Source organism: Sphingopyxis panaciterrulae, from assembly GCF_014199295.1.
Taxonomy (GTDB): domain Bacteria; phylum Pseudomonadota; class Alphaproteobacteria; order Sphingomonadales; family Sphingomonadaceae; genus Sphingopyxis; species Sphingopyxis panaciterrulae.
Window position 1 is genome coordinate 322,970 of the sequence record NZ_JACIJH010000002.1, and the last position, 24,093, is coordinate 347,062.

26 protein-coding genes are annotated in these 24,093 nt (G+C 65.9%); 15 read left to right on the forward strand and 11 right to left on the reverse strand.

From position 1 onward, the window contains the following. The first annotated feature begins 51 nt into the window (after positions 1-51). The 10 genes from FHR21_RS05540 to FHR21_RS05585 all read left to right on the forward strand — a co-directional run bounded on the left by FHR21_RS05540 (position 52) and on the right by FHR21_RS05585 (position 3,725). Positions 52-225 (forward strand): hypothetical protein, encoded by a 174-nt coding sequence (locus tag FHR21_RS05540; RefSeq protein ID WP_184096134.1) that lies wholly within the window; start codon positions 52-54, stop codon positions 223-225. Between the two features lie 88 nt (positions 226-313). Next, the gene (gene pspA / locus FHR21_RS05545) at positions 314-976 is read left to right on the forward strand and encodes a phage shock protein PspA (RefSeq protein WP_184096136.1); all 663 of its coding nucleotides are present in this window, start codon (positions 314-316) and stop codon (positions 974-976) included. A gap of 12 nt (positions 977-988) precedes the next feature. After that, entirely contained in the window at positions 989-1,267 is a 279-nt protein-coding gene (gene pspB, locus FHR21_RS05550; RefSeq protein WP_184096138.1) for an envelope stress response membrane protein PspB, read from the forward strand. A gap of 1 nt (position 1,268) precedes the next feature. Further along, the gene (gene pspC / locus FHR21_RS05555) at positions 1,269-1,649 is read left to right on the forward strand and encodes an envelope stress response membrane protein PspC (protein WP_184096140.1); all 381 of its coding nucleotides are present in this window, start codon (positions 1,269-1,271) and stop codon (positions 1,647-1,649) included. Positions 1,650-1,683: 34 nt separating this feature from the next. Next, a complete protein-coding gene (locus tag FHR21_RS05560) occupies positions 1,684-1,983 on the forward strand; it encodes a hypothetical protein (protein WP_184096142.1) in 300 nt (99 codons plus the stop codon). Between the two features lie 25 nt (positions 1,984-2,008). Continuing rightward, complete coding sequence (locus FHR21_RS05565) at positions 2,009-2,329, forward strand: hypothetical protein (protein ID WP_184096144.1); 321 nt, start codon at positions 2,009-2,011, stop codon at positions 2,327-2,329. Positions 2,330-2,345: 16 nt separating this feature from the next. Continuing rightward, entirely contained in the window at positions 2,346-2,612 is a 267-nt protein-coding gene (locus FHR21_RS05570; RefSeq protein WP_184096145.1) for a hypothetical protein, read from the forward strand. 22 nt (positions 2,613-2,634) lie between these two features. Then, on the forward strand, positions 2,635-2,913 hold the full coding sequence (locus FHR21_RS05575; protein WP_184096147.1) for a hypothetical protein: 279 nt from the start codon (positions 2,635-2,637) through the stop codon (positions 2,911-2,913). Between the two features lie 24 nt (positions 2,914-2,937). Further along, on the forward strand, positions 2,938-3,198 hold the full coding sequence (locus tag FHR21_RS05580; RefSeq protein ID WP_184096149.1) for a hypothetical protein: 261 nt from the start codon (positions 2,938-2,940) through the stop codon (positions 3,196-3,198). Between the two features lie 116 nt (positions 3,199-3,314). Then, complete coding sequence (locus FHR21_RS05585) at positions 3,315-3,725, forward strand: SufE family protein (protein ID WP_184096151.1); 411 nt, start codon at positions 3,315-3,317, stop codon at positions 3,723-3,725. A gap of 191 nt (positions 3,726-3,916) precedes the next feature. Here FHR21_RS05585 and FHR21_RS05590 read toward each other — a convergent pair whose 3' ends face one another. From FHR21_RS05590 to FHR21_RS05610, 5 genes are all read right to left on the reverse strand, one after another. Then, a complete protein-coding gene (locus FHR21_RS05590; protein WP_184096153.1) occupies positions 3,917-6,427 on the reverse strand; it encodes a TonB-dependent receptor in 2,511 nt (836 codons plus the stop codon). A 335-nt stretch (positions 6,428-6,762) separates the two neighbouring features. Next, positions 6,763-8,031, reverse strand: coding sequence for an ATP-dependent Clp protease ATP-binding subunit ClpX (gene clpX, locus FHR21_RS05595; RefSeq protein WP_184096155.1), 1,269 nt, complete (start codon positions 8,029-8,031; stop codon positions 6,763-6,765). A 195-nt stretch (positions 8,032-8,226) separates the two neighbouring features. Further along, positions 8,227-8,877, reverse strand: coding sequence for an ATP-dependent Clp endopeptidase proteolytic subunit ClpP (gene clpP, locus FHR21_RS05600; RefSeq protein WP_184096157.1), 651 nt, complete (start codon positions 8,875-8,877; stop codon positions 8,227-8,229). A 217-nt stretch (positions 8,878-9,094) separates the two neighbouring features. Further along, entirely contained in the window at positions 9,095-10,138 is a 1,044-nt protein-coding gene (gene obgE / locus FHR21_RS05605; protein ID WP_184096159.1) for a GTPase ObgE, read from the reverse strand. A gap of 232 nt (positions 10,139-10,370) precedes the next feature. Next, positions 10,371-10,979 carry a TetR family transcriptional regulator gene (locus FHR21_RS05610; protein WP_184096161.1) on the reverse strand — a complete coding sequence of 203 codons (609 nt, stop codon included), beginning with the start codon at positions 10,977-10,979 and terminating at the stop codon, positions 10,371-10,373. 76 nt (positions 10,980-11,055) lie between these two features. Between FHR21_RS05610 and FHR21_RS05615 the strand changes: the two genes are divergently transcribed. Both FHR21_RS05615 and FHR21_RS05620 read left to right on the forward strand, forming a co-directional pair. Continuing rightward, entirely contained in the window at positions 11,056-11,940 is an 885-nt protein-coding gene (locus FHR21_RS05615; protein ID WP_184096163.1) for a metal-dependent hydrolase, read from the forward strand. Between the two features lie 200 nt (positions 11,941-12,140). Next, the gene (locus FHR21_RS05620; protein ID WP_184096165.1) at positions 12,141-13,283 is read left to right on the forward strand and encodes a hypothetical protein; all 1,143 of its coding nucleotides are present in this window, start codon (positions 12,141-12,143) and stop codon (positions 13,281-13,283) included. A 133-nt stretch (positions 13,284-13,416) separates the two neighbouring features. Here FHR21_RS05620 and FHR21_RS05625 read toward each other — a convergent pair whose 3' ends face one another. The 3 genes from FHR21_RS05625 to FHR21_RS05635 form a co-directional block, all read right to left on the reverse strand. Beyond that, positions 13,417-14,832 carry a hypothetical protein gene (locus FHR21_RS05625; protein ID WP_184096167.1) on the reverse strand — a complete coding sequence of 472 codons (1,416 nt, stop codon included), beginning with the start codon at positions 14,830-14,832 and terminating at the stop codon, positions 13,417-13,419. Between the two features lie 66 nt (positions 14,833-14,898). Continuing rightward, positions 14,899-16,755 (reverse strand): sensor histidine kinase, encoded by a 1,857-nt coding sequence (locus FHR21_RS05630; RefSeq protein WP_221235013.1) that lies wholly within the window; start codon positions 16,753-16,755, stop codon positions 14,899-14,901. Between the two features lie 14 nt (positions 16,756-16,769). Continuing rightward, the gene (locus FHR21_RS05635; protein ID WP_184096169.1) at positions 16,770-17,468 is read right to left on the reverse strand and encodes a response regulator; all 699 of its coding nucleotides are present in this window, start codon (positions 17,466-17,468) and stop codon (positions 16,770-16,772) included. A gap of 130 nt (positions 17,469-17,598) precedes the next feature. Between FHR21_RS05635 and FHR21_RS05640 the strand changes: the two genes are divergently transcribed. After that, a complete protein-coding gene (locus FHR21_RS05640) occupies positions 17,599-18,129 on the forward strand; it encodes a GNAT family N-acetyltransferase (protein WP_184096171.1) in 531 nt (176 codons plus the stop codon). A gap of 107 nt (positions 18,130-18,236) precedes the next feature. Here the strand turns inward: FHR21_RS05640 and FHR21_RS05645 are convergent, their stop codons facing one another. Further along, the gene (locus tag FHR21_RS05645) at positions 18,237-18,683 is read right to left on the reverse strand and encodes an NfeD family protein (protein ID WP_184096173.1); all 447 of its coding nucleotides are present in this window, start codon (positions 18,681-18,683) and stop codon (positions 18,237-18,239) included. Between the two features lies 1 nt (position 18,684). After that, positions 18,685-19,599 (reverse strand): SPFH domain-containing protein, encoded by a 915-nt coding sequence (locus tag FHR21_RS05650; RefSeq protein WP_184096175.1) that lies wholly within the window; start codon positions 19,597-19,599, stop codon positions 18,685-18,687. Between the two features lie 402 nt (positions 19,600-20,001). Between FHR21_RS05650 and FHR21_RS05655 the strand changes: the two genes are divergently transcribed. Further along, positions 20,002-21,525 carry a M28 family peptidase gene (locus FHR21_RS05655; protein ID WP_246427070.1) on the forward strand — a complete coding sequence of 508 codons (1,524 nt, stop codon included), beginning with the start codon at positions 20,002-20,004 and terminating at the stop codon, positions 21,523-21,525. Between the two features lie 260 nt (positions 21,526-21,785). Here FHR21_RS05655 and FHR21_RS05660 read toward each other — a convergent pair whose 3' ends face one another. Then, positions 21,786-23,159, reverse strand: a complete 1,374-nt coding sequence (locus FHR21_RS05660; RefSeq protein WP_184096180.1) for a class II 3-deoxy-7-phosphoheptulonate synthase — start codon at positions 23,157-23,159, stop codon at positions 21,786-21,788. Positions 23,160-23,413: 254 nt separating this feature from the next. Here FHR21_RS05660 and FHR21_RS05665 point away from each other — a divergent pair, with 254 nt between their 5' ends. Next, complete coding sequence (locus tag FHR21_RS05665) at positions 23,414-24,091, forward strand: cyclic nucleotide-binding domain-containing protein (protein ID WP_184096182.1); 678 nt, start codon at positions 23,414-23,416, stop codon at positions 24,089-24,091. Positions 24,092-24,093: the final 2 nt, after the last annotated feature.

A 24,093-nucleotide genomic window follows, 5' to 3' on the forward strand; every position in this document is an offset into this window, starting at 1 on the left:
ATGAACCGGCGCATTGCGTGCCGGCGCAGCGAAAACAGGGAAGGTTGATCCATGAAGACGATATTTGCCCAGGCCGCCACTTTCGCGCTCAGCGCGGCGGGAGCGCTGGCCATCATCGTCGGCGTGATCGACCAGCCCCCAGTCGCCCCCGGCGCCACCGGACACCCCGTCGGCGCGTCGGGAGCGGCCGCTGCGGCTTCCCCGGCGGTCGGCCCCATGGCCTGACCGGCTCTGGTGCCGGGGCACTCTCCCCCTTGCCCCGCCCCGGCACCAGCATCATTCTGACCGCGTTTCGATTAGGAGTTTAGTTAAAATGGGTATTTTCTCACGGACCCGCGACATCATCGCCGCCAATGTCACCGACCTGCTCGACCGCGCGGAGGATCCCGAAAAGATGATCCGCCAGATCATCTTCGAGATGAACGAGACGCTGGTCGAGGTCCGCGCCTCCGCCGCCCGCACGATCGCGGACCAGAAGGAGATGCGCCGCCATATCGCCAAGCTGGAAAGCCTGCAGGACAGTTGGAAGGAGAAGGCCGAACTCGCGCTGTCGAAGGACCGTGAGGACCTGGCCACCGCCGCGCTGGTCGAGAAGCAGAAGGCCGGCGACATGGCCGAGAAGCTGAAGGCCGAGATCGCGGTGCTCGATGACGCGCTCAAGGGCTATGAGGGCGATATCGCCAAGCTGCAGAAGAAGCTTTCGGAAGCGCGGGCGCGCCAGTCGAGCGTCGTCAATCGCCTCGAAAGCGCAGAAAACCGCTACAAGCTGCGCGAGATGACCAACGGCGACCGCGTCGAGGATGCCTTCTCGCGCTTCGAGATGCTCGAACGTCGCGTCGACGAGGCCGAGGGCCGTGCGGACGCGCTGGGTCTCGGCTACAAGAAGTCGCTCGACGAAGAGATCGCCGAACTGCAGGCCGCCGACAAGGTTGCCGACGAGCTCGCCGCGCTGAAGGCCGCGCAGGGCAAGAAATAAGGAGCCGGACCGATGGAAGAAGTCATCATCGTCCCGATCGTCATCGGCACGCTCTTCCTCGGTCTGCCCTGGCTGATCCTCCACTACATCACCAAGTGGAAGCAGGCCAAGACACTGACCGGAGAGGATGAGCAACTGCTCGACGAACTTTACGATACGGCTCGGAGGCTCGAGAATCGTCTCCATACCGTCGAACGCATCATCAGCGCCGACCATCCCGATTTCCGCCCTGCGGTTCGCAGCGATGAGGATCTGGCGCAACTCGAAAACAATATGAGCCGGAGGAACTGAGATGTCTGCCAGCCGCACGAAATTCTATCTCGACAAGCAGAACGCCAAATGGAGCGGCGTGTGCGCGGGAATCGCGGACTATAGCGGGATTGATGCCCTGTGGGTCCGGGTCGGCGCGGTGCTGCTCACGCTGATGGGCGGCTTCCCCTGGACGCTGATCGCCTATTGGCTCGTCGCCTGGATGGCGACCCCCAAGCCTTTCGCCCTCTACGGCTCGCAGGAGGAAGCGAAATTCTGGCAGGGTGTGCGGTCGAACCCCAGCGCGTCGACCCGCGACATCCGCTCGCGCTTTCGCGACATCGACCGCCGGCTCGCCGACATCGAGCTGTACTACACCAGCCACAACCGCCGACTCGCCGACGAGATCGAGGCGCTGCGCTGAGCCTGGCTGAAGAACGAGAACAGGGAGACGACCGATGAGTTGGGGTGGACCCGGATTTGTTCTCGCCATCATCGCCATGTCGATGGTCGGCTGGATGGTCACCACCTGGCTGCGCGCGAAGCACGGCTATCCGGTGGAGAATGAATGGGGCGGCACGGTTCATCGAACCGCCCCCGACGCTGATCGAAAAATCGCCTTGCTGACCGACGATAATGCCAGACTCGCCGACAAGATAAGCCGGCTGGAGGATCGCATTTCGGTGCTGGAACGCATCGCGACCGAAACCAACGGCCAGGCGGCGCAGCTCGCCGACCAGATCGACCGGCTGCGCTGAGACAAGACAAGAGAGGATTTGGAAAATGGACGCTCTGACCATTATCAGCGCCGTGGCCCCGATCGTGACGATCGTCGCGGTGGTCGCGATCGGCGGCTGGGTCTTTACCACCTGGCTGCGCATCAAGAACGGCTACCCGCTCGATGGCGCCTGGGGGCAGGCCATCTATCCGAAGACCAGCGACGAGGCGATGGAGCGCGTCAAGCTGATCAGCCAGGAAAACGCCCAACTCCGCGCCGAACTGGGATCGGTCAAGGACCGGCTCGCGGTGGTCGAGCGCATCGTCACCGACGAAAGCCACCGCGTGGCCAGCGAGATCGAGGCGCTGCGGCGTCCGGCGAACTGAAAGAAAGGAAGGCGCCGTGGATAGCTGGGTTCAATTCTTTCTGATCGTCGTCGGCCTGCCCGTCGTGCTGGGCATCGGCAGCGACATGTATCGCCGGCACCTGAAGTTCAAGGAACGGCAACTGACCGCGATCTCGCACGAAACGGCGGAAAAGGCCGCGCAATATGCGGCCCAGACCGAACGACTGGAGGAACGCGTCCGCGTCCTCGAACGCATCGTGACCGACAAGGGCATCGATGTCGCCGACGAAATCGAAAAGCTGCGCGACGCGCCGCTCAACTGACATTCGCGAAAGGAACCTCCCCATGAACCCCTTTGAAATGGTCATCGGCATCGTCCTGATCGTGACGATCGGCAGCATCATCCGCGCGAAATATGGCGTGCATTCCGGCTTTCGTGGCCGCCGCGGCCACGACGGTCCCGAATTCGTGCCGCACGACGATGCCGAAACCAAGGCGTTGAAGGCCGAGATCCGGGCGCTCAAGGAGCGTATCCAGGTGCTCGAGCGCATCGCCACCGACAGCAACCGCGCCGCCAGCCTCGACGAAGAGATCGAGAAGCTGCGCGACCGGTCGCTCCCGTAAGAGCGACGAAGAAGGAGCCGACCCATGGGCACCATGACGTCCGACCTCAGTACCAATCTGATTACCGCGGCGATTGCGCTCAGCGCGCTGACCATCATCAGCCTCGTCGCACTGCGCGGCTGGCGCGACTGGATCCAGCTCAAGCGCGAGGAACTCGCCGCGGGCCACGCTCCGGCGCAGGATCAGGATCCGGCGGTCCCGCACGCGGGCTCACGGATCGAGATCGCCGATCTGAAGGAGCGGCTGCGCAAGCTCGAAGCGATTGCGGCGGGGGTCGACCTCTGATCCTCCCGCCGACCCGGATCCGCGTCGCCCCGACCCTTGCAAAAAGGGGCGACGCGGAGACAGGGGGACGCCGCTTTCCCTTTCCCGCGGCGCGCAAATCTGTCAGAGGCGCGGCCATGCGCAGCCTCGACGATATTTTCACAGAATATGACTTCCTCGACAGCGACGATCGCTATCGCCTGCTGATCGACCTTGGGCGCGAGCTGGAACCGATGCCGGGCGCGCTCAAGACCGACGCGACGCTGGTACGCGGCTGCTCGGCGAGCGTCTGGGTCTATCCGGTGCCGCAGCCGGATGGCCTGCTCCACTTCCTAGCCGACAGCAATGCCGCGATCACCAAGGGCATCGTCGCGCTCGTCCTCGCCGCGGTGCAGGACAGGCCCGCGGCCGAGGTCGCCGCGATGGACATCGCCGGCCGGCTCGCCCCCTTCGACCTGACGCGCCAGCTCTCGTCGAACCGCACCCAGGGCGTCCCCAACATGATCGCGCTGGTGCAGGACACGGCGCGGCGGATCGCGGCGGACTGAGCCCGCACCGGCGATGGGGCTTCGCCGGTGACGGCCTGGGGCGGAGAGCGGACATTCATCCATCGTCGTCATCCCGGGCTTGATCCGGGATGACGATTAAATAACGTCGCCAACCGGTCACCAGCCGCCCATGAAAAAGGGGCGCGGGAGTTGCCTCCCGCGCCCCTTTTTTTTGCTGCGCTTGCCGCGGCTTAGAAAGCGACGGTCAGCGTGCCGCTGACGGTGCGCGGCGCACCGATCTGGGCGTTCGGTGCCGAAGACCCCTGCTCGAGCGAGGTCGAGAACCGGCCGACATACAGCGTGTCGAACAGGTTATAGACGTTGAGCTGGAAGAAGGTCTGGTCATTGAGACCCAGGAACTCCAGATTCACGCGGGCATCGAGGTTGACCAGCCAATAGGCATTGGTCTTGGCCCCATAGACCTGGTCGCCACCGAAGACGATCGGCAGGTTGGTGTCATAGAGGTAGCGTCCGCCGGTGCGCTTGGCCGTGACACCCAGTTCGACCGGACCCAGCGTGCCGCGCGCCGACCCGCCGAAGGTGTAGGCCGGAGCGCCGGATTCGCGCTTGCCCGCGGTGGGCGTGAAGACCGGATCGCCGTTGCCGTCAACGCCCGCCTGGACATCGTCCTTGATCTTCGACTTCAGATAGGAACCGAAGACATAGAGGGCGAGTTCGGGAACCGGCTGCCACGCGACGCTGCCGTCGATGCCATATTTGTCGACGCGGCCAAGGTTGCGATACAGGTTGCGATCGGTCACCGGATCATAGGCCGAGGCCAGGCGATTGTCGTACTTGGTGAACCAGCCCGACACCTGCGCCTGCACCTTCCCGGTGCGATAGCGCACGCCGAGATCGAAATTGTCCGTCGTTTCGGGCTCGGGGCGCGCCGACGGCGTGTCGGCGTCGAAGTAGAAGGCATTGTAGAGCGCGTCGGTGCCCGGAACCTGAAGGCCTTTCGAATAGTTGGCGAAGATCGAAACCTGGTTGCTCGGCTTGAACAGCAGGCCGACGTTCGGCAGCACGTCGTCATACTTCAGCACACGCTGCTGCGGACCCTGCCGCACCGATCCGTCGGAATTGGTCGGGTTGGCCGTAGCATAGAGAGCGTTACGCGGATCGTCCTTGCCGAAGCAATCGACGAAGCCCGTATCGCTGGTCGTGAAGCAATAATTGTTCAGATCGCGCTTGAAGAAGGGCGCGCGGATGCCGAGCGTCGTGACCAGCGCACCGTCCAGGAATTCGCCGCGATACTCGCCCGAAACCTGACTGAGGATCGCATAGGACAGGCGGTCGCGCTTTTGCAGCACGGCGCCGGACACGTCGACCTGCGGATCGTCCATCGGGAAGACGTCGAACGGCTCGCCATTATACTGCAACAGGCCAACCTGGCCCGTCTGGCGGTGGCGGGCGCGGTCATAGGTGAAACCGACGCGGACCGTATGGGCTTCGTTGATGTCCCAGCGCAGGTTGGCGATCACGCCGTAGCGATCGGTGCGCGTCTGGCTGGGCGCGAGCATCGTGACTTCGTCGAGCAGATCACCGTCGCCGTTGAGGTCCATCCCGAAATAGGGGCGACCGCCGATATAGCCCGACAGCCCGTTGCTCAGCCGCTCGCGCGCGTTGACCGTGCCGCCGCCATTCGCCTTCACATATTGATAGCTGGGGTCGACGGTCAGGACGAGGCCATCGGTCAGGGTGAAGCGCGACGCGCCGCGGATATTGCCCGTGTTCGACGGATTGTAGCGACGGTCGAATTCGGTGCCGCAACCGTTGGTCAGATCCTCTTCCCCCGGCGTTGCTACGGTGCTGACGGTGCAGGGATAGTTGATCAGATATTCGCGTTCGTCCTTGGTGATCGGGAAGCGATCGTTGCGGCCCGAACCGACGTTCAGATCCGGGTCGAGGCGCAGCGGCACCGAACCGAAGAAATTGTTGCGATTGACGTTGTAATGACCCGCGACCGAAACGAAGTCGCCATTGTCGCCGATCGGCTGCCAGACGCGCGCGTTGAACTGCTTCTTGCGGACGCGGCCGTAGTTGTTGAACGGATTGTCGTTTGACGCCGTCGAGGCAGAGAAGAAGGCGCGGGTTCCGAAGGGCGTGAATTCGCCGGTGTTGACCAGGCCGAAGATGCGGAAGAATTTATACTCGCCCGCCGAACCCGACACCTTGACGCCGAAGTCTTCGGTCGGAACCATGGTGCGGTAGTTGACCGTCGAACCGGTCGCCGCGGCAGTGGGGCTGTCGACGTCGGTGGTGCCGAGGTTGACGTTGACCTGCTCGATCAGCTCGGGGTCGAGCTGCTGGTTCGAATAGATGGCATAATTGCCCGAATCGTTGAGCGGCACGCCGTCGAAGGTCAGGCTGATGCGGTCTTCGGAGAAGCCGCGGATCGAGAGCTGGCCGCCCGACGAACCATAAGCGTCATTGTTGGTGAAGACGACACCCGGCACCAGGTTGATGGTGTCGAGGATGGTCTGACCGGGGTTCTGGCGCGCGATGACTTCCTGACCCAGCACCGACTTCGCCTTCGACGTGTCGGGGGACTGGATGCCCGCGACGTCGGTCGTGCGCGATCCGGTGACGACGATGTCGTTCTCGAAATCGACCGAACCCGTCGACTGGGCGAAGGCCGGCGTGGAAAGCAGCGCGACCGGAATCAGCGCGACGCTGGCGGCAAGCGTGTGACGAAATTTCATGTCAGGATGTCCCCTTGGTGGTTGGCTGTCGGCCGTAGCGTGCGACACGCACGCGATAACCTGGCCGGGCCCCTGACGCCCCTCTATGGCATGATTGTGACAGTGCAAGCCCGGACCGGCCGCGAGGGAGAGGCGGAATCCCGGAAAACCACGGTTTTTCTGTTACAATGGAAGCTGGCCTGGGGTGGCCGAACGGCTTTTTTTCGCTAACTGTTGCTGCAATGCAACATAGCCTTGAGGCGACTCGACAGAAGTCGTCGATTGGCCTTTGGGGAAGAGGCGAAAGCCCGATCGCCGGTCCTGCAGAGCGGGCGGACAGGTCCGCCCGCGTCCCGTCAGGCGGCGTCGCCCGCTTCCTTGGCCTTGTCGGCATAGACGCGGACTGGCTGCTTGCGGCCCTCGACGACGTCCTTGTCGACGACGACCTCGACCACGTCGGTCAGGTCGGGCAGGTCGAACATGGTATCGAGCAGGATCGCCTCGACGATCGAACGCAGCCCGCGGGCGCCGGTCTTGCGCTCGATCGCCTTCTTTGCGACCGCGATCAGCGCGTCGTCGGTGAAGGTCAGGCCGACCTCCTCCAGGTCGAACAGTTTCTTGTACTGCTTGACCAGCGCATTCTTGGGCTCGCCGAGAATCTTGACCAGCGCGTCGACGTCGAGGTCCTCGAGCGTCGCGATGACGGGCAGACGACCGACGAATTCGGGAATCAGGCCGAACTTGAGCAAATCCTCGGGCTCGATCTGCTTGAGCACCTCGCCCGCGCGGCGTTCGTCTGGGCCGGCGACATGCGCGCCGAAGCCGATCGACTTGCCCTGCAGGCGGTCGCCGATGATCTTTTCGAGGCCGGCGAAGGCGCCGCCCGCGATGAACAATATGTTCGTCGTGTCGACCTGCAGGAATTCCTGCTGCGGATGCTTGCGGCCGCCCTGTGGCGGGACGCTCGCGGTCGTGCCTTCCATCAGCTTCAGCAGCGCCTGCTGCACGCCCTCGCCCGACACGTCGCGGGTGATCGACGGATTTTCGGCCTTGCGGCTGATCTTGTCGATCTCGTCGATATAGACGATGCCGCGTTGCGCCTTTTCGACGTTGTAGTCCGACGCCTGGAGCAGCTTGAGGATGATGTTCTCGACATCCTCGCCGACATAGCCCGCCTCGGTCAGCGTCGTGGCGTCGGCCATGGTGAAGGGCACGTCGAGGAAGCGAGCGAGCGTCTGCGCGAGCAGGGTCTTGCCGCTGCCGGTCGGGCCGACGAGCAGGATGTTCGACTTGGCGAGCTCGACATCGTCGCCGCGGCCCGAATTGGCGAGGCGCTTGTAATGGTTATGCACCGCGACCGACAGCACGCGCTTCGCGGTGTTCTGGCCGATCACATAGGCGTCGAGGTGCTGGCAGATTTCCAGCGGGGTCGGAACCGCGCCGTCCTTGCGCGCGGCGACGCCGCCCTTGATCTCCTCGCGGATGATGTCGTTGCACAGCTCGACGCATTCGTCGCAGATGAACACGGTCGGGCCCGCAATCAGCTTGCGAACCTCGTGCTGCGACTTGCCGCAGAAGGAGCAGTAGAGAGTGCTCTTGCTGTCGGAGCCGCTCAATTTTGTCATAAAACTTCCTCTGGCGGGCGCGGGAAGGCGCGCCGCCATCCTTATCCTAGTCCGCGGCCACCCAATTACAATATGGCAATTGGGTGACGCGGGTTCAATGTTCCGCCTAGCGCCAAGGCGCCAAGCGGGCGTCAAGAAACAGGGTTACCGCTTTGGTCGCCCCGGGCCTGATCGGGGGAACGGCGGCGGGCTATGTCAGGGCGTCGGGCCTTCGCTGACATCCTTGGGCGCCTCGTCGCCGGGCATGGTCGGGCGGCGGTCGAAGACCTGGTCGACGAGGCCGAACTCCTTGGCTTCGTCGGCCTCGAGGAAGGTGTCGCGGTCCATCGCTTTTTCAATGTCTTTCAGCGGTTTGCCGGTATATTTGACATAGAGGTCGTTCATCCGCTTCTTGATACGGAGGATTTCCTTGGCCTGAATCTCGATGTCCGACGCCATGCCGCGCGCGCCGCCCGAGGGCTGGTGGACCATGATCCGCGCATTCGACAGCGCGACGCGCATCCCCGGCTCGCCGGCCGCGAGCAGGAAGCTGCCCATCGACGCGGCCTGGCCGATGCAGACGGTGCCCACACGCGGGCGGATGTACTGCATCGTGTCGTGGATCGCCATGCCCGCCGTGACGACCCCGCCCGGCGAGTTGATGTACATATAGATGTCCTTCTTCGGATTTTCCGATTCGAGGAACAGGAGCTGGGCGACGATCAGCGAGGCCATCTGGTCCTCCACCTCTCCGGTCACGAAGACGATCCGTTCGCGCAGCAGGCGGGAGAAGATGTCGAAGCTGCGTTCGCCGCGGCTCGTCTGCTCGACGACGACGGGAACAAGGGCGGCGAGCGGGTCGATCATGCGAATTTCGTCCTTCGTTGTGGAGCGCCGCGCCGAGAACCGGCGGGCTGGCCCTTCCGGCGCCCTACATCGGCGGCAATGCGGCGGGTTTCAAGGGGGCAATCGCGCCGGCCGTTTCGGGAAGCGGATCGCGGGACAGCTTCGGAGTGTGAGAGGTAGTAGCCCCGCAGGAACCGACGGAGGGGACGAGCGCGCAGCGCTCGCTATGCTCGCGGCCCTAGATCGGCGACCAGTCGCCGCCGGCGTCTTCGCTGCCGTCCCCGGCCGGTTCGGGGTGGCCGATCGCTTCGAGCAGGGTGTCGAGCACCGCCGCCACTCCCGCGCCGCTGGCGCCTGAGAGCGCCATGACCGGGCGGCCGCTTTCGGCGGCGAGTTCGGCCGACAGCGCGGCGATCAGCTCGTCGTCGAGCGTGTCGACCTTGTTGAGCGCGACGACGACCGGCTTGTCGGTCAGGCCGGCGCCATAGGCCTCGAGCTCGTCGCGCACGACGCGGTAGCTGGTGGCGACATCGGCATCGTTCGCGTCGACGAGGTGCAGCAGCACGCGGCAGCGTTCGATATGGCCGAGGAAGCGGTCGCCGATCCCGGCGCCGTCCGCGGCGCCCTCGATCAGACCCGGAATGTCGGCGATCACGAATTCGCGGCCCTTGTGACTGACGACGCCGAGTTGCGGGCGGGTGGTGGTGAAGGCATAGGCGCCGACCTTGGCCTGCGCGTTGGTGACCGCGTTGATGAAGGTCGACTTGCCGGCGTTGGGCAGGCCGACGAGGCCGGCGTCGGCGAGCAGCTTCAGCCGCAGCCACACCCACATCTCTTCGCCCGGCCAGCCGGGGCCGTGCTGGCGCGGGGCGCGGTTGGTCGAGCTTTTGTAGCTGGCGTTGCCGCGCCCGCCGTCGCCGCCGCGCAGGAAGGCGACGCGCTCGCCCTCCTTCGTCAGGTCGGCGAGCAGGCTGCGCTCCTCGTCGTCGGCAAGAATCTGGGTGCCGACCGGCACCGGGATGACCAGATCGTCGCCGCCCGCACCGGTGCGGTCGCGGCCGGCGCCGGGGGTGCCGCGCCTTGCCTTGAAATGCTGGGTGTAGCGAAAGTCGATCAGCGTGTTGAGTCCGCCGACCGCCTCGAACACCACATCGCCGCCCTTGCCGCCGTTGCCGCCGTCGGGGCCGCCATATTCGATATATTTCTCGCGCCGGAACGACACGGCGCCGGGGCCGCCGTCGCCGGACTTGATGAAGATCTTGGCCTGGTCGAGAAAATGCATCGCCGCCCTTTAGGGGGACGGCCGGGATTTGGCTAGGGACCGTGGGCGGCAGAGTCGGGGGGCGGTGCGGGGGCTTTGGGCGGAGAGTGGACATTCTTCCACCAACGTCATCCCGGACTCGATCCGGGATTCATTCACGCAGCGCTTGGGCCAGTGGATTCCGGATCAAGTCCGGGATGACGATTGAAATAGCGTCGCCAATCGGTCAAAGCCGGCCGTTCGCGCTATGCCTTCAGCAGTCCGGCTTGCTGCCCTGTTCGGCCCAGAAGGTTCCGATCCGCCCCGTGATCAGCTCGGTCGCGAGCGCGCGGGCGGTGTCGCGGGGGAGGGCAAGGGCTTCGGCCATCGGGCCGCCGAGCTGGGCGTCGCCCATCGCCATCAGGACGAGCGCCAGCGTATCCTCATGCATCAGGCGCTTTTCGTGCGCGTCGGGCGCCATGCCGTCGATCAGGCGGTGGATCGCGGCGATGATCGGGTCGAGCGCGTCGTCGTTGCCGGTCGCCGCCATCCACGTCGCGAGCGCGCCGGCGCCGCCGCTGTCGAAGGCGTCGAAGGCGAGGTCGACGATCTCGCGCACATTGCGCTCGCCCGGCGGCGAGGCGGTCATCTTGGCGGCGATGGTATCGCACACGGTTTCGGCGAGGTAGGCGGCGAGCGCCTTTTGCAGCCCCGCGGCGCTGCCGAAATGGTGGAGAAGGTTGGCGTGGGTGCGGTCGATTTGCGACGCCACGGCTTTCAGCGTCACCGCCTGCGGCCCCATCTCGATCAATATCTGCCGCGCCGCCTCCAGCGCGACCGAACGGCTTTCCTCCGGGCTGAGGCGCTTCTTTGCTATTGACACCACTGTAAGTAATTCCTAGATACTTGCCCCTACGGCGCCGCCGCGCCTTCATCCCCTATTCGCCGGTGAGGAAGATATGTCCAGCCTTTCGCTCTCCCCGACCCCCGCCGACCTGTCGATCACCCCGCGCGACCGACGCTTCGGCCGCGACGATCCGCAGGGCCGCTGGTGGCTGAACGGCGATCCGATCGGGTCGGTCTTTCACACCGCGCTGTCGGTGACCTTTCCCAAGGGCGAAGCGATGTTCATCGAGGCGGTGAAGGCGCACCGCGACGGCGTGCCCGACAAGCTTGCCCGCGAAATCCGCGCGTTCACCCAGCAGGAGGTGATCCACAGCCGCGAGCATGTCGTCTTCAACCGCAAGGCCGGCGAGGCGGGCTATGACCTGTCCGATCTGGAGGCCGACGTCGACACGGTGATGGAGATGATCCGGCAGCGCCCGCCGATCGTCAACCTGATGGCGACGATCGCGCTCGAACATTATACCGCGATGCTCGCCGCGATCATGCTGAAAGACCCGGCGATGTACGCGGGCGCCGAGCCCGAATGGGGCGCGCTGTGGAAATGGCACGCGATCGAGGAGATCGAGCACAAGGGCGTCGCCTATGACACCTGGCTGCACGCGACGAAGGACTGGAGCCGCTGGCGGCGCTGGAAGGCGAAGTCGCTGATGATGCTGGCGATCACGACGCGTTTCTGGCCGAAGCGGGTGCGCGGCATGAAGGCGCTGCTGAAACAGGACGGGCTGACCGGCTGGCGCGTCACGGCGCGCATCTGGTGGTATCTGCTCGGCAAGCCGGGGGTGCTGCGCAAGAGCTTCCTGCCCTGGCTCGCCTATTTCATGCCCGGCTTCCACCCGTGGAACCACGACGACCGCGCGCTGATCGGCAAATATGAAAGCGACTATGCCGATGCGCTGATGCCGCGGCAGAGCTCGGCGCCGGCGGTCATCGCCGCCTAGGACCGACTGGCCTGAGGCTCCGCCGTCCCGCGAAATTGGCGGTTTTCGGCCGCCGGATCGGTGCGAGGCACCGGCCATCCCATATATCTGGTATTTCGTCCCCGGCCGCTTGGTGGTTTCTTCCCCGCCATCACGTTCAGGCATGGGGGAATATCATCATGGAAAAGCCTTTGGTTTCAAGGGGGCGGCAGGCTGCCTCGGTGGCGGTCATTCTGGCGCTGCTGTCGGCGCCCGCGGCGAATGCGGAGGATTGCACGACCAACGCCGACGCGATGCGCGAAAAAATCTCGGCGTTCCAGAAGCAGGCGCAGGACGCCTATGGCACGATCCAGAGCGAGTTCGGAAAATCGACGTCGAGCAGCTATTCCAAGGATTATTTTGCGAAGTTCGAGGATATCAACAAGGGCGCCAAGGAGGCCGCGGACCTGGTCACCAAGGGCTATGACATCGCCAATTATGTAAAGCCATTGGCGGAAGGCACCATTCGCACCACGATGCCGCCCGTCGTCACCAACACGATGAGCAATGCGGTCGAGTTGGCGCAGGCGGCGCTGGACGAGGAAAATTCGAAGCTGGACATCGCGCAGCTCCGCTGCAACCAGTCCACCGAGGACGCCGCCCTCTCCGCTTTTCTCGCGCAGGCGGACAGCGGGACGGTTTCCAACTTCAAATCGGCCAAATACAATGCCTGCAAGGCGGTCCAGATCCTCGCCGACCTGCAGGACAAGCGGGAAAAGCTGAACGACTTCCGCACGAACGGCTATCCGCTCTTCTTTCTGCACGCCAAGGAGAAGAAGAAATTCGACGGACATGAACGCACGATCCAGCTCAAGCTCGATCTGCGGATGTATCCCATCTATCCGTCGAAGCCGAAGAATGTCGACCGGACGGGGCAGCCGATCCTGCTGGGCCAGATCAAGGGGATCGACCTGTCGTACAATTCCTATTTCAAGTGGAGCGACAATAATTGGACGACGCTCAACCTCTATCAATATCTGATCGACGAGACCGATCAGGACGAGATTTGCGCACCGCCCCTGGACATCACCAGCAGCGTGAAGGCCAAGCTGTGCACGCGCGTGGAATCGATATCGTCGGACAAGACCAAGATCACCCTGAAGAGCCGGGCGCAGTTCAAATATAAGGGCGAATGGCACGGTGTCAGCCTGGGTTCGCGCACCATCTATGCGCCCTTCGGCTATCTGGCCGACCTTTCCGACCGCAAGGAAAAGAAGATGGACGAGTTGCAATCGAAGGTCGCCAAGCGCCTCGCCTCGCTGCTCGGCGATTATGGCGAGATGGTCGAGGAAGCGAAGAAGTGGCAGGGATCCTGCGCTTCGTGACGGACAGGCAGACCTTCTCCGGCTTTCGCCGGAGAAGGCCGCCGGTTCGAAGCGGGCCATCGTCCTGAAGGATCAAAAAAGGGGGGGCGAGGCTCGGCAGGACGGAAGCGGGAGGTCCGGGCCGATCCGGGAATCAGCCGGCCAGGTCGCGAAAGCCGGCGAGCAGCGTTTCGAGCGCCGGTTCGGGGGTATCCGACGGGCGCGCGCCATAGGCCTCTGGCGCGGGCAGGGCTTTTCCGAACAGGCGCTCGGCGATCGCATCGGCATCGAGCGGCGGGGCGCCTTCGTCGGCGGCCCGGCGGACCGAGATCAGCGCGAGGACATCGCGCCGCGCGGCGCCCGTTCCCTTCGTCGACAGCCCCGGCACCGGCATGGCGACCAGCGAACGATTGGCGCTGGTGCGGCGGGTGAGCGACCCGGTGGAGCCGACGAGCACGGCCTTGCGGAACGGCACGCGCGCGGTCACTTCGACCCGCGTCTTGTCGGTCTGCAGCAGGCTGGCGCCGCGGCCCGCGCTGCTCAGGCTCTGGCCCGTGATGTTGGACAGTTCGAGCACGACGGCGAGGTCGACGTCGTCCGACCCGATCCGTTCGGGCGTGACTTCGAGCGTGATGCCGATATCGCGTTCGACGGGATCGCTGTCGTCCGCCAGAGGGACGATGAGGACCGAGCCGCCCTCCAGAAATTTCGAGGTCTTTCCCTGACGCGCGATCACCACCGGGCTGGCCTCGATCGACACATGCGAAAGGTCGCGGTTCGCGAGGTTCAGCGAATAGGTGATCCCCGGCAGGGTCACCGCGACGTCGCCGGTCGTATCGTCGCTTTCCTTGTCATAGCTGTAGTTGACGAGCGTCCCGTCGAATTGAAGCGCGAGGCTGTCGAGCAGGTTGATGCCCTTGTCCATCGCGGCGTTGCGTGTGTCGCGGATCAGAAAGGCTTCGATCAGGATGTTGCGGTCCGCATCGGCCGGCGCGGCCGGCGGCGACCCGGCGTCTGGCGTGCGCGGGTGCCAGGCGTCGCGGCCGGCAAAGGCCCGGTCCAGGAATTGCGCGCCTTCGCCCGCCTGTCCGGTTGCGGCCGCGAAGGCCAGGCGCGCCAGTTCGGGCTGCTGCGCGCGATAGGCCACCAGCGCATAGGGCATCGCCAGGTCGCCGAGCGCGCCGCGCCGGTCGACCGCTTCGGACAGCGCGGCGAGCGCGTCGCGATATTCGCCGAGTCGGTAATGGGCGGCGGCGAGCCCGACCATCGGTTCCCACAGATCGGGCGCGAGCCGCGCCGCGGTCTGAAAGCCGCTCTTGGCGAGTTCGATGTCGGCGCGGGTGCGGGCGCCGCGCGCGAGCAGGTCGAGGCTGGTCTGGATATGCGCGCGCGCGTTGAGCGGTTCGCGCCGGGCCGCCTCGAATCCTTCGGGAACGGCGGGCAACCCCGTCAGTTCCATCGATCGTTCGAGGGTGGTCGTCGCGCAGCCACCCAAGAGCGCGGGTAGCAGCGCCAGCGAGGCCGGAGCCAGAAAAGCCCGGCGCGCGCGCGCCGACCCGTTTGACAGCATTGCTTATTCCCCCGCTCGAAAACGCCCAGCCGATAGAGTCCGGGCGAGCGGGTCGCCATCCCATGATTATGGGACTGACGCGGACCGATCGCCGGACGCCGGTCCACGGCGCGGCAGGTCGAGGACGATGCGCGTTTCTCCGCCGATGTGCCTCATGGTCAGCCGCCCCGCCAGCCGGTCGGCGCGCATCCGCATGTTGGCGAGGCCGCTTCCGCCCGAACCGGGCGAAAAATCGGCGCCGTCGTCACAGATCGCGACCGCGATGCGATCGGCGTCGGCGGAGGTTTCGATCCGCACATAGGAGGCGCCGGCATGCTTGATCACATTGGTCACGGCTTCCTGCACGATGCGCAGCACGTCGAGCACCTGCGCGGGGCCGAATTTCTCCAGCGGCGGAACATCGTCGACGGACCACACCAGCCGGAGCCCCGCGGCGCGCAGTTGCGGTTCGGCGCGCTCGCGCCAGGCGACGAGCGCGAGCGACAGGTCGCCGCCATAATCCTCGAGCGAACCGATAATCAGGCGCATGTCGGTGAGCGCGGCGCGGGCATGGCGTGCGATCTCCTGCGTCCGCGGTGCCGGCGCATCGGCGAGGGCGAGCATCGACGCCAGTTCGCCGCCGATTCCGTCGTGCAGGTCGCGCATCAGGCGCGCACGCTCGCGGTTGATCGCCTCGGCCTCGCGGCGCGCCCGCAACTCGTCATAGGTCGCGCGCAATTCGGCCTCGGCCTCTGCCACGCGCACGCTGAGCGCCACCGCGGTGCTGTCGAGTTCGCGCATCGCACGGACGAAACGCAGCGTCATCAGCCCGGCAACGGCGAGAAGGAAGCCGCTATAGGCGGCGCGTGCGAGGAAGACGCGGCTGAAGCCCGGATCGAGGATCGAGGTCAGGTCCCACAGCACGAAGCCCGAGAGCAGGATGATGCCGGGTACCACGATCAGCGCGTCGCGATTGCCGTTCGCCGCCGCGCGGATCAGCACCCAGTTTGCGAGGCCCAGATAGAGGACGACCAGCGCCATCGCCGCCCGCACCAGCATCGGGATCATGCCGATGGCGGGGCTGAGGACATAGAGGATCGTTAGCACCAGCGGTGCGGCCGCGAACAGGCGCAAGGTCGGGCTGGGCGCGCGTGCGAGCGCGGCGCAGAACATCAGGCCCGCCGCCGCTTCCCACACCGCGAGCAGGTTCCAGAAGGGAAGGTCGATGCCGGCGAAGCCGAAATCGGGGATCATCACCGAACCGCGGACGGCGGCAAGGGCGAGCGTGGCGGCAAGCCAGCCGAATTCGGCTTCGCGTCGCCGCGCCACCCAGATCAGCGCCAGCACGACGGCGAGCGCGATCTCGCCGCCGACGACCACGGTCGGCAGCACCGCGGCGGCGAACCAGCGGGCGTGATAATAGGGTCTCAACTCGTCTTCCGGTCCGATAAAGACGCGGTCGAGCGCGACACTGTGCCCCGGCAGGGCGGACAGGGTGATGCGAAAATGGTTGCGCCCCTCGTGCAGGACGTCGCGGAGCGCCGGCGCGAAAGCGGGAAAGGAGGAATAGCGCAGGTTGCGCATCATATAGAGCTGCGCGAAGGCCACGCGCTCGCCATTGACCTCTATCGTGATCGAATCGGCGAAGGATGGGATGAGCAAGGCTGCGCCGCCGATCTCGCCCGTCGCGAAATCCCGGGTGAAATCGCACCGGATGGTGCTGGCGGTGCGGGGCATTTTCGGCGGGGCGGAAAAGGGGAAGCCGACGATCTTTCGCGATCCGGTCGCTGTTCCCGCAGAGTTGAGCGGTTGGCAGTTCGCGCTTTCGATCGCCAGCGCGCGCCTCGGCTCGCTGAAGGCGGTGGTCGAGGTGACGATGCTGAGCCCCGCCAGCGCGACGATCAGCCACAGGAGGCCGAGGCCAAGCCTCCAGCGCGCGCTCATCGCCCCTTCCCCCGTCAAAGCTTGATGAGGCCGTATTGGATGGCCTCGTACACCGCCTCGCCGCGCGTCTCCACCTGCAGCTTGCGATAGATCGCCTTGATATGGCTCGGCACGGTATGGCGCGACAGACCCAGCCGGTCGGCGATCTCGTTATAGGTCAGCCCCTTGGCGATGCCCCACAATATGTCGAACTCGCGCGCCGTCAGGCTGGGGGCGTTGGGGTTGGGAACCGGCGTGTCGGTGACGCTTTCCCCCCGCGCGCGCCGGACGATGAAGCGCGCGATGGAGGGCGAGATCGGCGAGCCGCCCGACAGGACTTCGAGCGCGGTCGAATGAATATCCTCGGGCAGCGCATCCTTCAATATATAGCCCGAGGCGCCCGCCGCGATCGCCGCGAGGATCGTCGTTTCGTCGCCGAGGACCGAAATCACCAATATCTCGATCTCCGGCTGGCGTTCGCGCGCCTCGGCCAGGAAATCGATCGCCAGACCGTCGGGCAGCCCCAGGTCGGCGACGATCAGGTCGGGCGGCTGCTGCGCGAGCAGGGTGCGCGCTTCGGCGAGGTTCGCGGCTTCGGCGACGATACAGTCGCCGTGCGCGGTCAGCGCACCGGCCAGCCGCTCGCGGATCGGCGGATCGTCCTCGATCAGCAACACCCGGTGCCTGTGCTTGCCGTCGGCACCCCCGCCCAGATCTCCCTTTTCGCCCGTCATCGTTGCAGCCTAGAAGAGGAGGGCAAGGGTCCGCCACCCCATAAATCGGGGATCGCGCCCCATTTTATAAGAAGGCAGGCGGGCGGTGCCCCCGCTTGCCGCATCGTCGTGGCGCTGATAGCGCCGTGTCATGCCTTCGATCCCGCCCGTCATCGACACGCCGCGCCTGCGGCTGCGCGAGCCGCGCCTTGCCGACAAGGACCGGCATGTCGCGATGTGGGCCGACCCCCGCACCACGCGCTTCATCGGCGGCGAGCCGCGGACCCCCGATGTGAGTTGGAACAAGTTCCTGGGCGCCGCGGGGCTGTGGCCGGTGATGGGCTATGGCTATTGGGTGTTCGCCGACCGCGCCGATGACCGGCTGGTCGGCATGGGCGGGCTCGCCTATTTCTGCCGCGGTATCGCCGAACTGGAGGGTTTTCCCGAGGCGGGCTGGGCCTTCGATGCCGACCATTGGGGCGCGGGCCTAGCGACCGAGGCGATGGGCGCGGCGCTCGGCTGGGCCGACGCGCATCTCGACGCCGCGGAGGTGCGCTGCATCATCGATCCGGGGCATGCTGCGTCGGAACGGGTGGCAGAAAAGCTGGGTTTCCGGCGCATCGGCGACAGCGATGCGCTGGGCGAGGTGGTGGGGATTTTTTCACGGCCGCGGGACGGCTGAACCGTTATGGCGAGCGGAGGAAGCAGTCTCCAGTAATCGATCTTGTGCAAGGTCGATAGCTGGCGATTGCCGCGTCGCCTTCGGCTCCTCGCAATGACGGATTCGGGCTAAGCCGCCTCCACCACCAGCACCCCGCCGTCGGCGCTGACGACGCGGACCTTGGCGCCCTCGGCGGCGTCGGGGCCGTGGACCGGCCATTCGCCGTCGCCGACCCTGGCGCGGCCGCGGCCGTCCTCGATCGCCGTCGTCACCGTCAGCACCTCGCCGACCAGCCGGCTCGCGCGCTGGTTGAGATGAGGGTCGGTCGAGGTGATCGGATTGTCGCGCAGCCATTTGCGCGCGCCATAGAGGATGACGACCGCCAGCAGTGCGAAGAGGCCGAGCTGGACGGGGACGCCGATCGGGGCGACCCAGGCGACGATGCCGGTGACGATCGCCGCCGCGCCGATCCAGATCAGGAAGAAGCCCGGCGCGACTATCTCGGCCGCGGCGAGCAGCACGCCGAGTGACAGCCAGGCCCAATGCGGCTCCATGTTGGTCAGCCAGTCGGGCATGTCAGGCCCCCGCCTTGCGGTCGAGCGCATCCTTCGCGAGCTCGCCGATGCCGCCCAGCGTGCCGATGAGTTGCGTTGCCTCGACCGGGAAGAGGATGGTCTTGCTGTTCGGGCTGGTCGCGAACTGGCTGACCGCCTCGACATATTTCTGCGCGACGAAATAGTTGATCGCCTGCGTGTTGCCGCTGGCGATGGCGTCGGACACCATCTGCGTCGCCTTGGCCTCGGCCTCCGCCTGCCGCTCGCGCGCCTCGGCGTCGCGGAAGGCGGCCTCGCGGCGACCCTCGGCCTGCAATATCTGGCCCTGTTTCTCGCCCTCGGCACGCAGGATCTCGGACGCCCGCATGCCTTCGGCCTCCAGGATATTGGCGCGCTTTTCGCGCTCAGCCTTCATCTGCCGCGCCATCGCGTTCGAGATGTCGGCGGGCGGGCGGATATCCTTGATCTCGACGCGGGTGATCTTGACTCCCCAGGGGGTCGTCGCATCGTCGACGACATGCAGCAGCCTGGTGTTGATTTCGTCGCGCTTCGACAGCGTGCCGTCGAGGTCCATCGACCCCATGACGGTGCGCAAGTTCGTCGTCGTCAGGTTCATGATCGCGAGATAAAGGTCGCTGACCTCATAGGCTGCCTTGGCGGCGTCGAGCACCTGGAAGAAGACGACGCCGTCGACGGCGACCATCGCATTGTCCTTGGTGATGATCTCCTGCCCTGGAATGTCGAGCACCTGCTCCATCATGTTCACCTTGCGCCCGACGCGGTCGAAGATCGGCATGATGAAGTTGAGCCCCGGCTGCGCCGTATGGGTGTAACGGCCGAAGCGCTCGATCGTATAGGCATAGCCCTGCTTGACCGGAGTCAGCGCCCAGATCAGGAAGACCAGCGCCAATACCACCAGCGTAATCGCGAAATACATCGAATTCCCCTCCGTCCGTCGCTTTCGCCACCAATCGCTTCCTTATTGCGGCAATGGCCGCGCCGCGCCACAGAAAAGCGCATGACTCCCATCGACCCCGCCCCTCGTTCCTTGCTCTATGTCCCCGCCTCGCATGCCTGCGCTCTCGACAAGGCGCTGCTGGCAGGGGTGGGGCGATAGGGTCATCGATCGGTCCGAATGGGATCGGCCGAAAATCAAGCCCGTTCGCCCTGAGCGTGTCGAAGGGCCGCTTGTTCTGTCAACGGTGAAAATAAGGACGGTGCGTCGACAGGCTCAGCACGAACGGATTTGGGGGGGGCGGTATGCCGGTCGGACGCCGCCGTTCGTCGTTCGACGAACACGCCTTGCCTCGCCCGGCGGGGCATGTCATGCGGCCGGCCCATGCGAAACCGTCTTTTTCCGGCCGCCGCGGCCGCCCTGTTCCTGACCGCGCTGGCGGTTCCTGCCGCCCATGCCAAGGGCGGCGACGCGCCGGTGACCGAGGCCGAGCTAGCGGGTCATATCCGCATCCTGGCGAGCGATGCGTTCGAAGGTCGCGCGCCCGGCACCGGGGGCGAGGACCGGACCATCGCCTATATCGTCGGCGAATGGGTGAAGGCGGGGCTCGAGCCCGTGCCCGGCAGCGCGACGCCGTGGCTGCAGCCGGTGCCTTTCGTCGAGAGCGAACCGCTGACCAGCCGCGCGACATTCAAGGTCCGCGGCCGCGATATCCGGTTGGAGGAGGATGGCGTCATCGTCGCCGGCCGCGATCCGTCGGTGTCGCTGAGGGACGCGCCGGCGGTCTTCGTCGGCTATGGCGTCGACGGCGCGGGCCACGTCAATACCGACGTGCGCGGCAAGCTGGCGATCATGCTGTACGGCAACGCGCCGTTCGGCGCCAAGCTGCCGGGCTATCGCGAGCGGCGGCGGATGCTGGCCAATGCGGGCGCCGCGGGGGTGCTGGTGATCGCGGGCGACGCAATTCCCTGGGCGCGGCTGCGCGATGCCGTCGCCGGCAAGACGGTGCGCCTCGCCGATCCGGCCGAGGCCCCGCCGTCGGTCAGCGGCTTCCTGTCGCTCGAAGCCGCCGACGCGCTGTTCGCCCGGGCCGGCCAGGACGGTGCTGCGGCGCGCGAGGCGGCGAAGGCCGCCGGCTATCGCGGCGCCGAGTTGCCGGTGACCGCCGATATCGAGACGACGGCGCGAATCCGTCCTTTCGCGAGCAACAATGTCATCGCGAAGCTGCCCGGCGCCCGGCCCGACGGCAAGGCGGTGCTGTTCCTCGGCCATTGGGATCATCTCGGCATCTGCGGCGAGGAGGGCGACGCCGACCGCATCTGCAACGGCGCGGTCGACAATGCGAGCGGCATCGCGGTGCTGATCGAGGTCGCGAAACGCCTTGCGAGCGGCCCGCGGCCCGACCGCGACATCTATTTCATGGCGACCACCGCCGAGGAGAAGGGGCTGCTCGGCGCGACCTGGTTCGCCGACCATCCGGTGCTGCCTCTGGAGGATATCACGGTCGCGCTCAACATCGACACCATCGCCATCTCGCCGCGCGGCACGCCGGTCGCGACGATCGGCCGCGGCCGCCCCGCCTATGACGCGATGGTGCGCAGCGTGGCGGCAAAGCTGGGCCGCAAGGTCGACGCGGACGGCGAGGCCGATGCCTTCGCGCAGCGGCAGGACGGCTGGGCGCTGGGCGCCAAGGGCGTACCGTCGCTGATGGTCGGGGGCAGCTTTTCCGACATGCCGTTGCTCGAGGCGTTCCTGGGCAGCGACTATCACGGGCCGGCCGACGAATTTTCGGACAAGGTGCCGCTGGGCGGCGCGGCGGAGGACGCCGACCTGCACGTCGCGCTGGGCCGCGCGTTCGCTGATACCAAACGGTGGACGGGGACGGCCGACCAGAGCGGCGTGCCGTAAATCTGCATCACTCATCCCCGTTCGCCCTGAGCTTGTCGAAGGGCTGTTCTTTCTTTCAAGCGTAGCAAGAAAAAGGACGGTGCTTCCCCCGGACTTGATCCGGGGTCAGCACGAACGGAAGAAAGGGTGATGCAGATTTAACGCACGCCGCTTTAGGTCCTGTTTCTCGTCATTGCGAGCGAAGCGAAGCAATCCAGGGGCGGCCTTGCACCGCTCTGGATTGCTTCGCTTCGCTCGCAATGACGGAATGGAAGAGGCGCTTACGCCGCCTGCTTCGCCCGCTCGTTCATTTCCTGGTTGAGCATCTCCGCCAGCAGGAACGCCAGCTCCAGCGACTGCCCCGCGTTGAGGCGCGGGTCGCAGTGGGTGTGGTAGCGGTCGGCGAGGTCCATCTGGGTCACGTCCATCGCGCCACCGGTGCATTCGGTGACGTTCTGGCCGGTCATCTCAATATGGATGCCGCCGCCGTGCGTGCCCTCGGCGCGGTGGACGGCGAAGAAACCGCGCACTTCGGCCAGGATGCGCTCGAAGGGCCGCGTCTTGTAACCGGTCGAGGTCTTGATGACGTTGCCGTGCATCGGGTCGCACGACCAGACGACGGGATGGCCCGATTCCTTCACCGCGCGCACCAGCTTCGGCAGATGCGCCTCGATCTTGTCGTGGCCGTAGCGGGTGATGAGCGTCATGCGGCCGGGCACATGACCGGGGTTCAGCGTGTCGAGCAGGCGCAGCAGCACGTCGGGCTCGAGGCTCGGCCCGCATTTCATGCCGACCGGATTGCCGATGCCGCGCAGATATTCGATGTGCGCCGAGCCTTCGAAGCGGGTGCGGTCGCCGACCCACAGCATATGGCCCGAGGTGTCGTACCAGCCGCCGGTCAGGCTGTCCTGCCGGGTCAGCGCCTGCTCATAGGGGAGCAGCAGCGCCTCGTGGCTGGTGTAGAAGCTGGTGCCCTTGATCTGCGGCACGGTGTCCGGTGTCACCCCGCACGCTTCCATGAAGGCGAGCGCCTCGGAAATGCGCGCGGCGGTTTCCTGATATTTCTTGGCCCACGGGCTGCGGTCCATGAAGTCGTGCGTCCAGGCGTTGACCTGGTGCAGGTTCGCATAGCCGCCGTTGGCGAAGGCGCGCAGCAGATTCAGCGTCGCCGCCGACTGGTTGTAGGCCTTGACCATCCGCTTCGGGTCGGGCTCGCGGCCTGCCGCCTCGAAGCCGATGTCGTTGATGATGTCGCCGCGATAGCTGGGAAGCGACGTGCCGTTCACTTCCTCCATGTCGGCCGAGCGCGGCTTGGCGAACTGGCCCGCCATGCGGCCGAGCTTCACCACCGGCATTTTCGACGCAAAGGTCAGCACCACCGCCATCTGGAGCAGGACGCGGAAGGTGTCGCGGATGTTGTTCGGATGGAATTCCGCAAAGCTCTCGGCGCAGTCGCCACCCTGAAGCAGAAAGGCCTTGCCCTCGGCGACGCGGGCGAGCTCGTTCGTCAGGTCGCGCGCCTCGCCGGCAAAGACGAGCGGCGGATAGCCCGCGAGCTCGCGCTCCGCCGCGGCCAGCGCGGCCTCGTCGGCGTAGGTGGGAAGCTGGCGCGCTTCGTGCGAGCGCCAGCTATGCGGTTGCCAGGTCTGCGTCATCTCTTGAAACTTCATCGTCCAAAAATCTGCGAGTCGCGCGCTGCCTTGGCGCGAAAGGGCGGGCAAGGCAAGGACGGGGAAATTAGCATTGCGGCGCCTTTCGCGCACCTATGCTTTTCTTTGGACCCCAAAACTGCTAATTTTATGGAGGTTTTCAAGGGACGCGCGCCGGGGAAACGTCTCTGCATTCGGTAATCGGTAACCTTGCAAGATTAGGCTTCTAAGCAAGGGACCGCGACGCGAAACGATTGACGATGGCGAATTTCGACCCGGCATGGCTCGGTTACGCAGCCTTGGTGTCGCTTCTGGCGGCCGGATTCGTCGCGCGCGTCGAGCAGGTACGACTCGGCATCGCGGTCGCGGCGCTGCTGGCGCTGCCCGCCGCGATCTTCGGCTGGCGCAGCCTGGGGGCGACCGCGCTGCTTGCGGCGATCTTCGTCTTTCACCTCGTCCTCGCCGCGCGCGGCTGGTACCGCGATGCGGGCATCCGCTTCACGCCCGAGGAACTGGCGCTGCGCAGCCTGCATTTCGACGGCCTCAGCGCCGCGAGCGCGCGGCGGCTGATCGACCAGGGGCACTGGATCTCGGCCCGGCGCGGCGAGGTGCTGATCCGCGAGAATCAGGCGGCGCCCAGCCTCTTCTACCTCGCCGAGGGGCGGGCACTGATCCAGCGCGACGGGGCGGACGTCGGCACGCTCGCCGACGGGGCGCTGATCGGCGAGGCGACGGTGCTCGACGGCGCGCATGCGACGGGCACGGTGACGCTGACCGCCAACGCGCGGCTGTGGTTCGTGCCCGCGGCGGCGCTGCGCACCTTCCTCGCCGCCAACCCCGACCTCGCGGCGGCGCTGCACCAGGGCTTCGCGCGCGCGCTGCGCGGCAAGTTGGCGAGCGCCAACACGCGCATTGCCGACCTGCCGCCGCTCTCCTAAAG

Excerpts from the sequence above, each read along its gene's own strand:
- FHR21_RS05660 (WP_184096180.1), bottom strand. The coding sequence starts at position 23,159 with ATGACGCAGACCTGGCAACCGCATAGCTGGCGCTCGCACGAAGCGCGC.
- FHR21_RS05655 (WP_246427070.1), top strand. The coding sequence starts at position 20,002 with ATGCGAAACCGTCTTTTTCCGGCCGCCGCGGCCGCCCTGTTCCTGACC.
- FHR21_RS05580 (WP_184096149.1), top strand. The coding sequence starts at position 2,938 with ATGGGCACCATGACGTCCGACCTCAGTACCAATCTGATTACCGCGGCG.
- pspA (WP_184096136.1), top strand. The coding sequence starts at position 314 with ATGGGTATTTTCTCACGGACCCGCGACATCATCGCCGCCAATGTCACC.
- FHR21_RS05560 (WP_184096142.1), top strand. The coding sequence starts at position 1,684 with ATGAGTTGGGGTGGACCCGGATTTGTTCTCGCCATCATCGCCATGTCG.
- obgE (WP_184096159.1), bottom strand. The coding sequence starts at position 10,138 with ATGCATTTTCTCGACCAGGCCAAGATCTTCATCAAGTCCGGCGACGGC.
- FHR21_RS05585 (WP_184096151.1), top strand. The coding sequence starts at position 3,315 with ATGCGCAGCCTCGACGATATTTTCACAGAATATGACTTCCTCGACAGC.
- pspB (WP_184096138.1), top strand. The coding sequence starts at position 989 with ATGGAAGAAGTCATCATCGTCCCGATCGTCATCGGCACGCTCTTCCTC.
- FHR21_RS05665 (WP_184096182.1), top strand. The coding sequence starts at position 23,414 with ATGGCGAATTTCGACCCGGCATGGCTCGGTTACGCAGCCTTGGTGTCG.
- clpX (WP_184096155.1), bottom strand. The coding sequence starts at position 8,031 with ATGACAAAATTGAGCGGCTCCGACAGCAAGAGCACTCTCTACTGCTCC.
- FHR21_RS05625 (WP_184096167.1), bottom strand. The coding sequence starts at position 14,832 with ATGCTGTCAAACGGGTCGGCGCGCGCGCGCCGGGCTTTTCTGGCTCCG.
- FHR21_RS05565 (WP_184096144.1), top strand. The coding sequence starts at position 2,009 with ATGGACGCTCTGACCATTATCAGCGCCGTGGCCCCGATCGTGACGATC.
- FHR21_RS05650 (WP_184096175.1), bottom strand. The coding sequence starts at position 19,599 with ATGTATTTCGCGATTACGCTGGTGGTATTGGCGCTGGTCTTCCTGATC.
- FHR21_RS05645 (WP_184096173.1), bottom strand. The coding sequence starts at position 18,683 with ATGCCCGACTGGCTGACCAACATGGAGCCGCATTGGGCCTGGCTGTCA.
- FHR21_RS05640 (WP_184096171.1), top strand. The coding sequence starts at position 17,599 with ATGCCTTCGATCCCGCCCGTCATCGACACGCCGCGCCTGCGGCTGCGC.
- FHR21_RS05630 (WP_221235013.1), bottom strand. The coding sequence starts at position 16,755 with ATGAGCGCGCGCTGGAGGCTTGGCCTCGGCCTCCTGTGGCTGATCGTC.
- FHR21_RS05635 (WP_184096169.1), bottom strand. The coding sequence starts at position 17,468 with ATGACGGGCGAAAAGGGAGATCTGGGCGGGGGTGCCGACGGCAAGCAC.
- FHR21_RS05575 (WP_184096147.1), top strand. The coding sequence starts at position 2,635 with ATGAACCCCTTTGAAATGGTCATCGGCATCGTCCTGATCGTGACGATC.
- FHR21_RS05615 (WP_184096163.1), top strand. The coding sequence starts at position 11,056 with ATGTCCAGCCTTTCGCTCTCCCCGACCCCCGCCGACCTGTCGATCACC.
- FHR21_RS05540 (WP_184096134.1), top strand. The coding sequence starts at position 52 with ATGAAGACGATATTTGCCCAGGCCGCCACTTTCGCGCTCAGCGCGGCG.
- pspC (WP_184096140.1), top strand. The coding sequence starts at position 1,269 with ATGTCTGCCAGCCGCACGAAATTCTATCTCGACAAGCAGAACGCCAAA.
- FHR21_RS05590 (WP_184096153.1), bottom strand. The coding sequence starts at position 6,427 with ATGAAATTTCGTCACACGCTTGCCGCCAGCGTCGCGCTGATTCCGGTC.
- clpP (WP_184096157.1), bottom strand. The coding sequence starts at position 8,877 with ATGATCGACCCGCTCGCCGCCCTTGTTCCCGTCGTCGTCGAGCAGACG.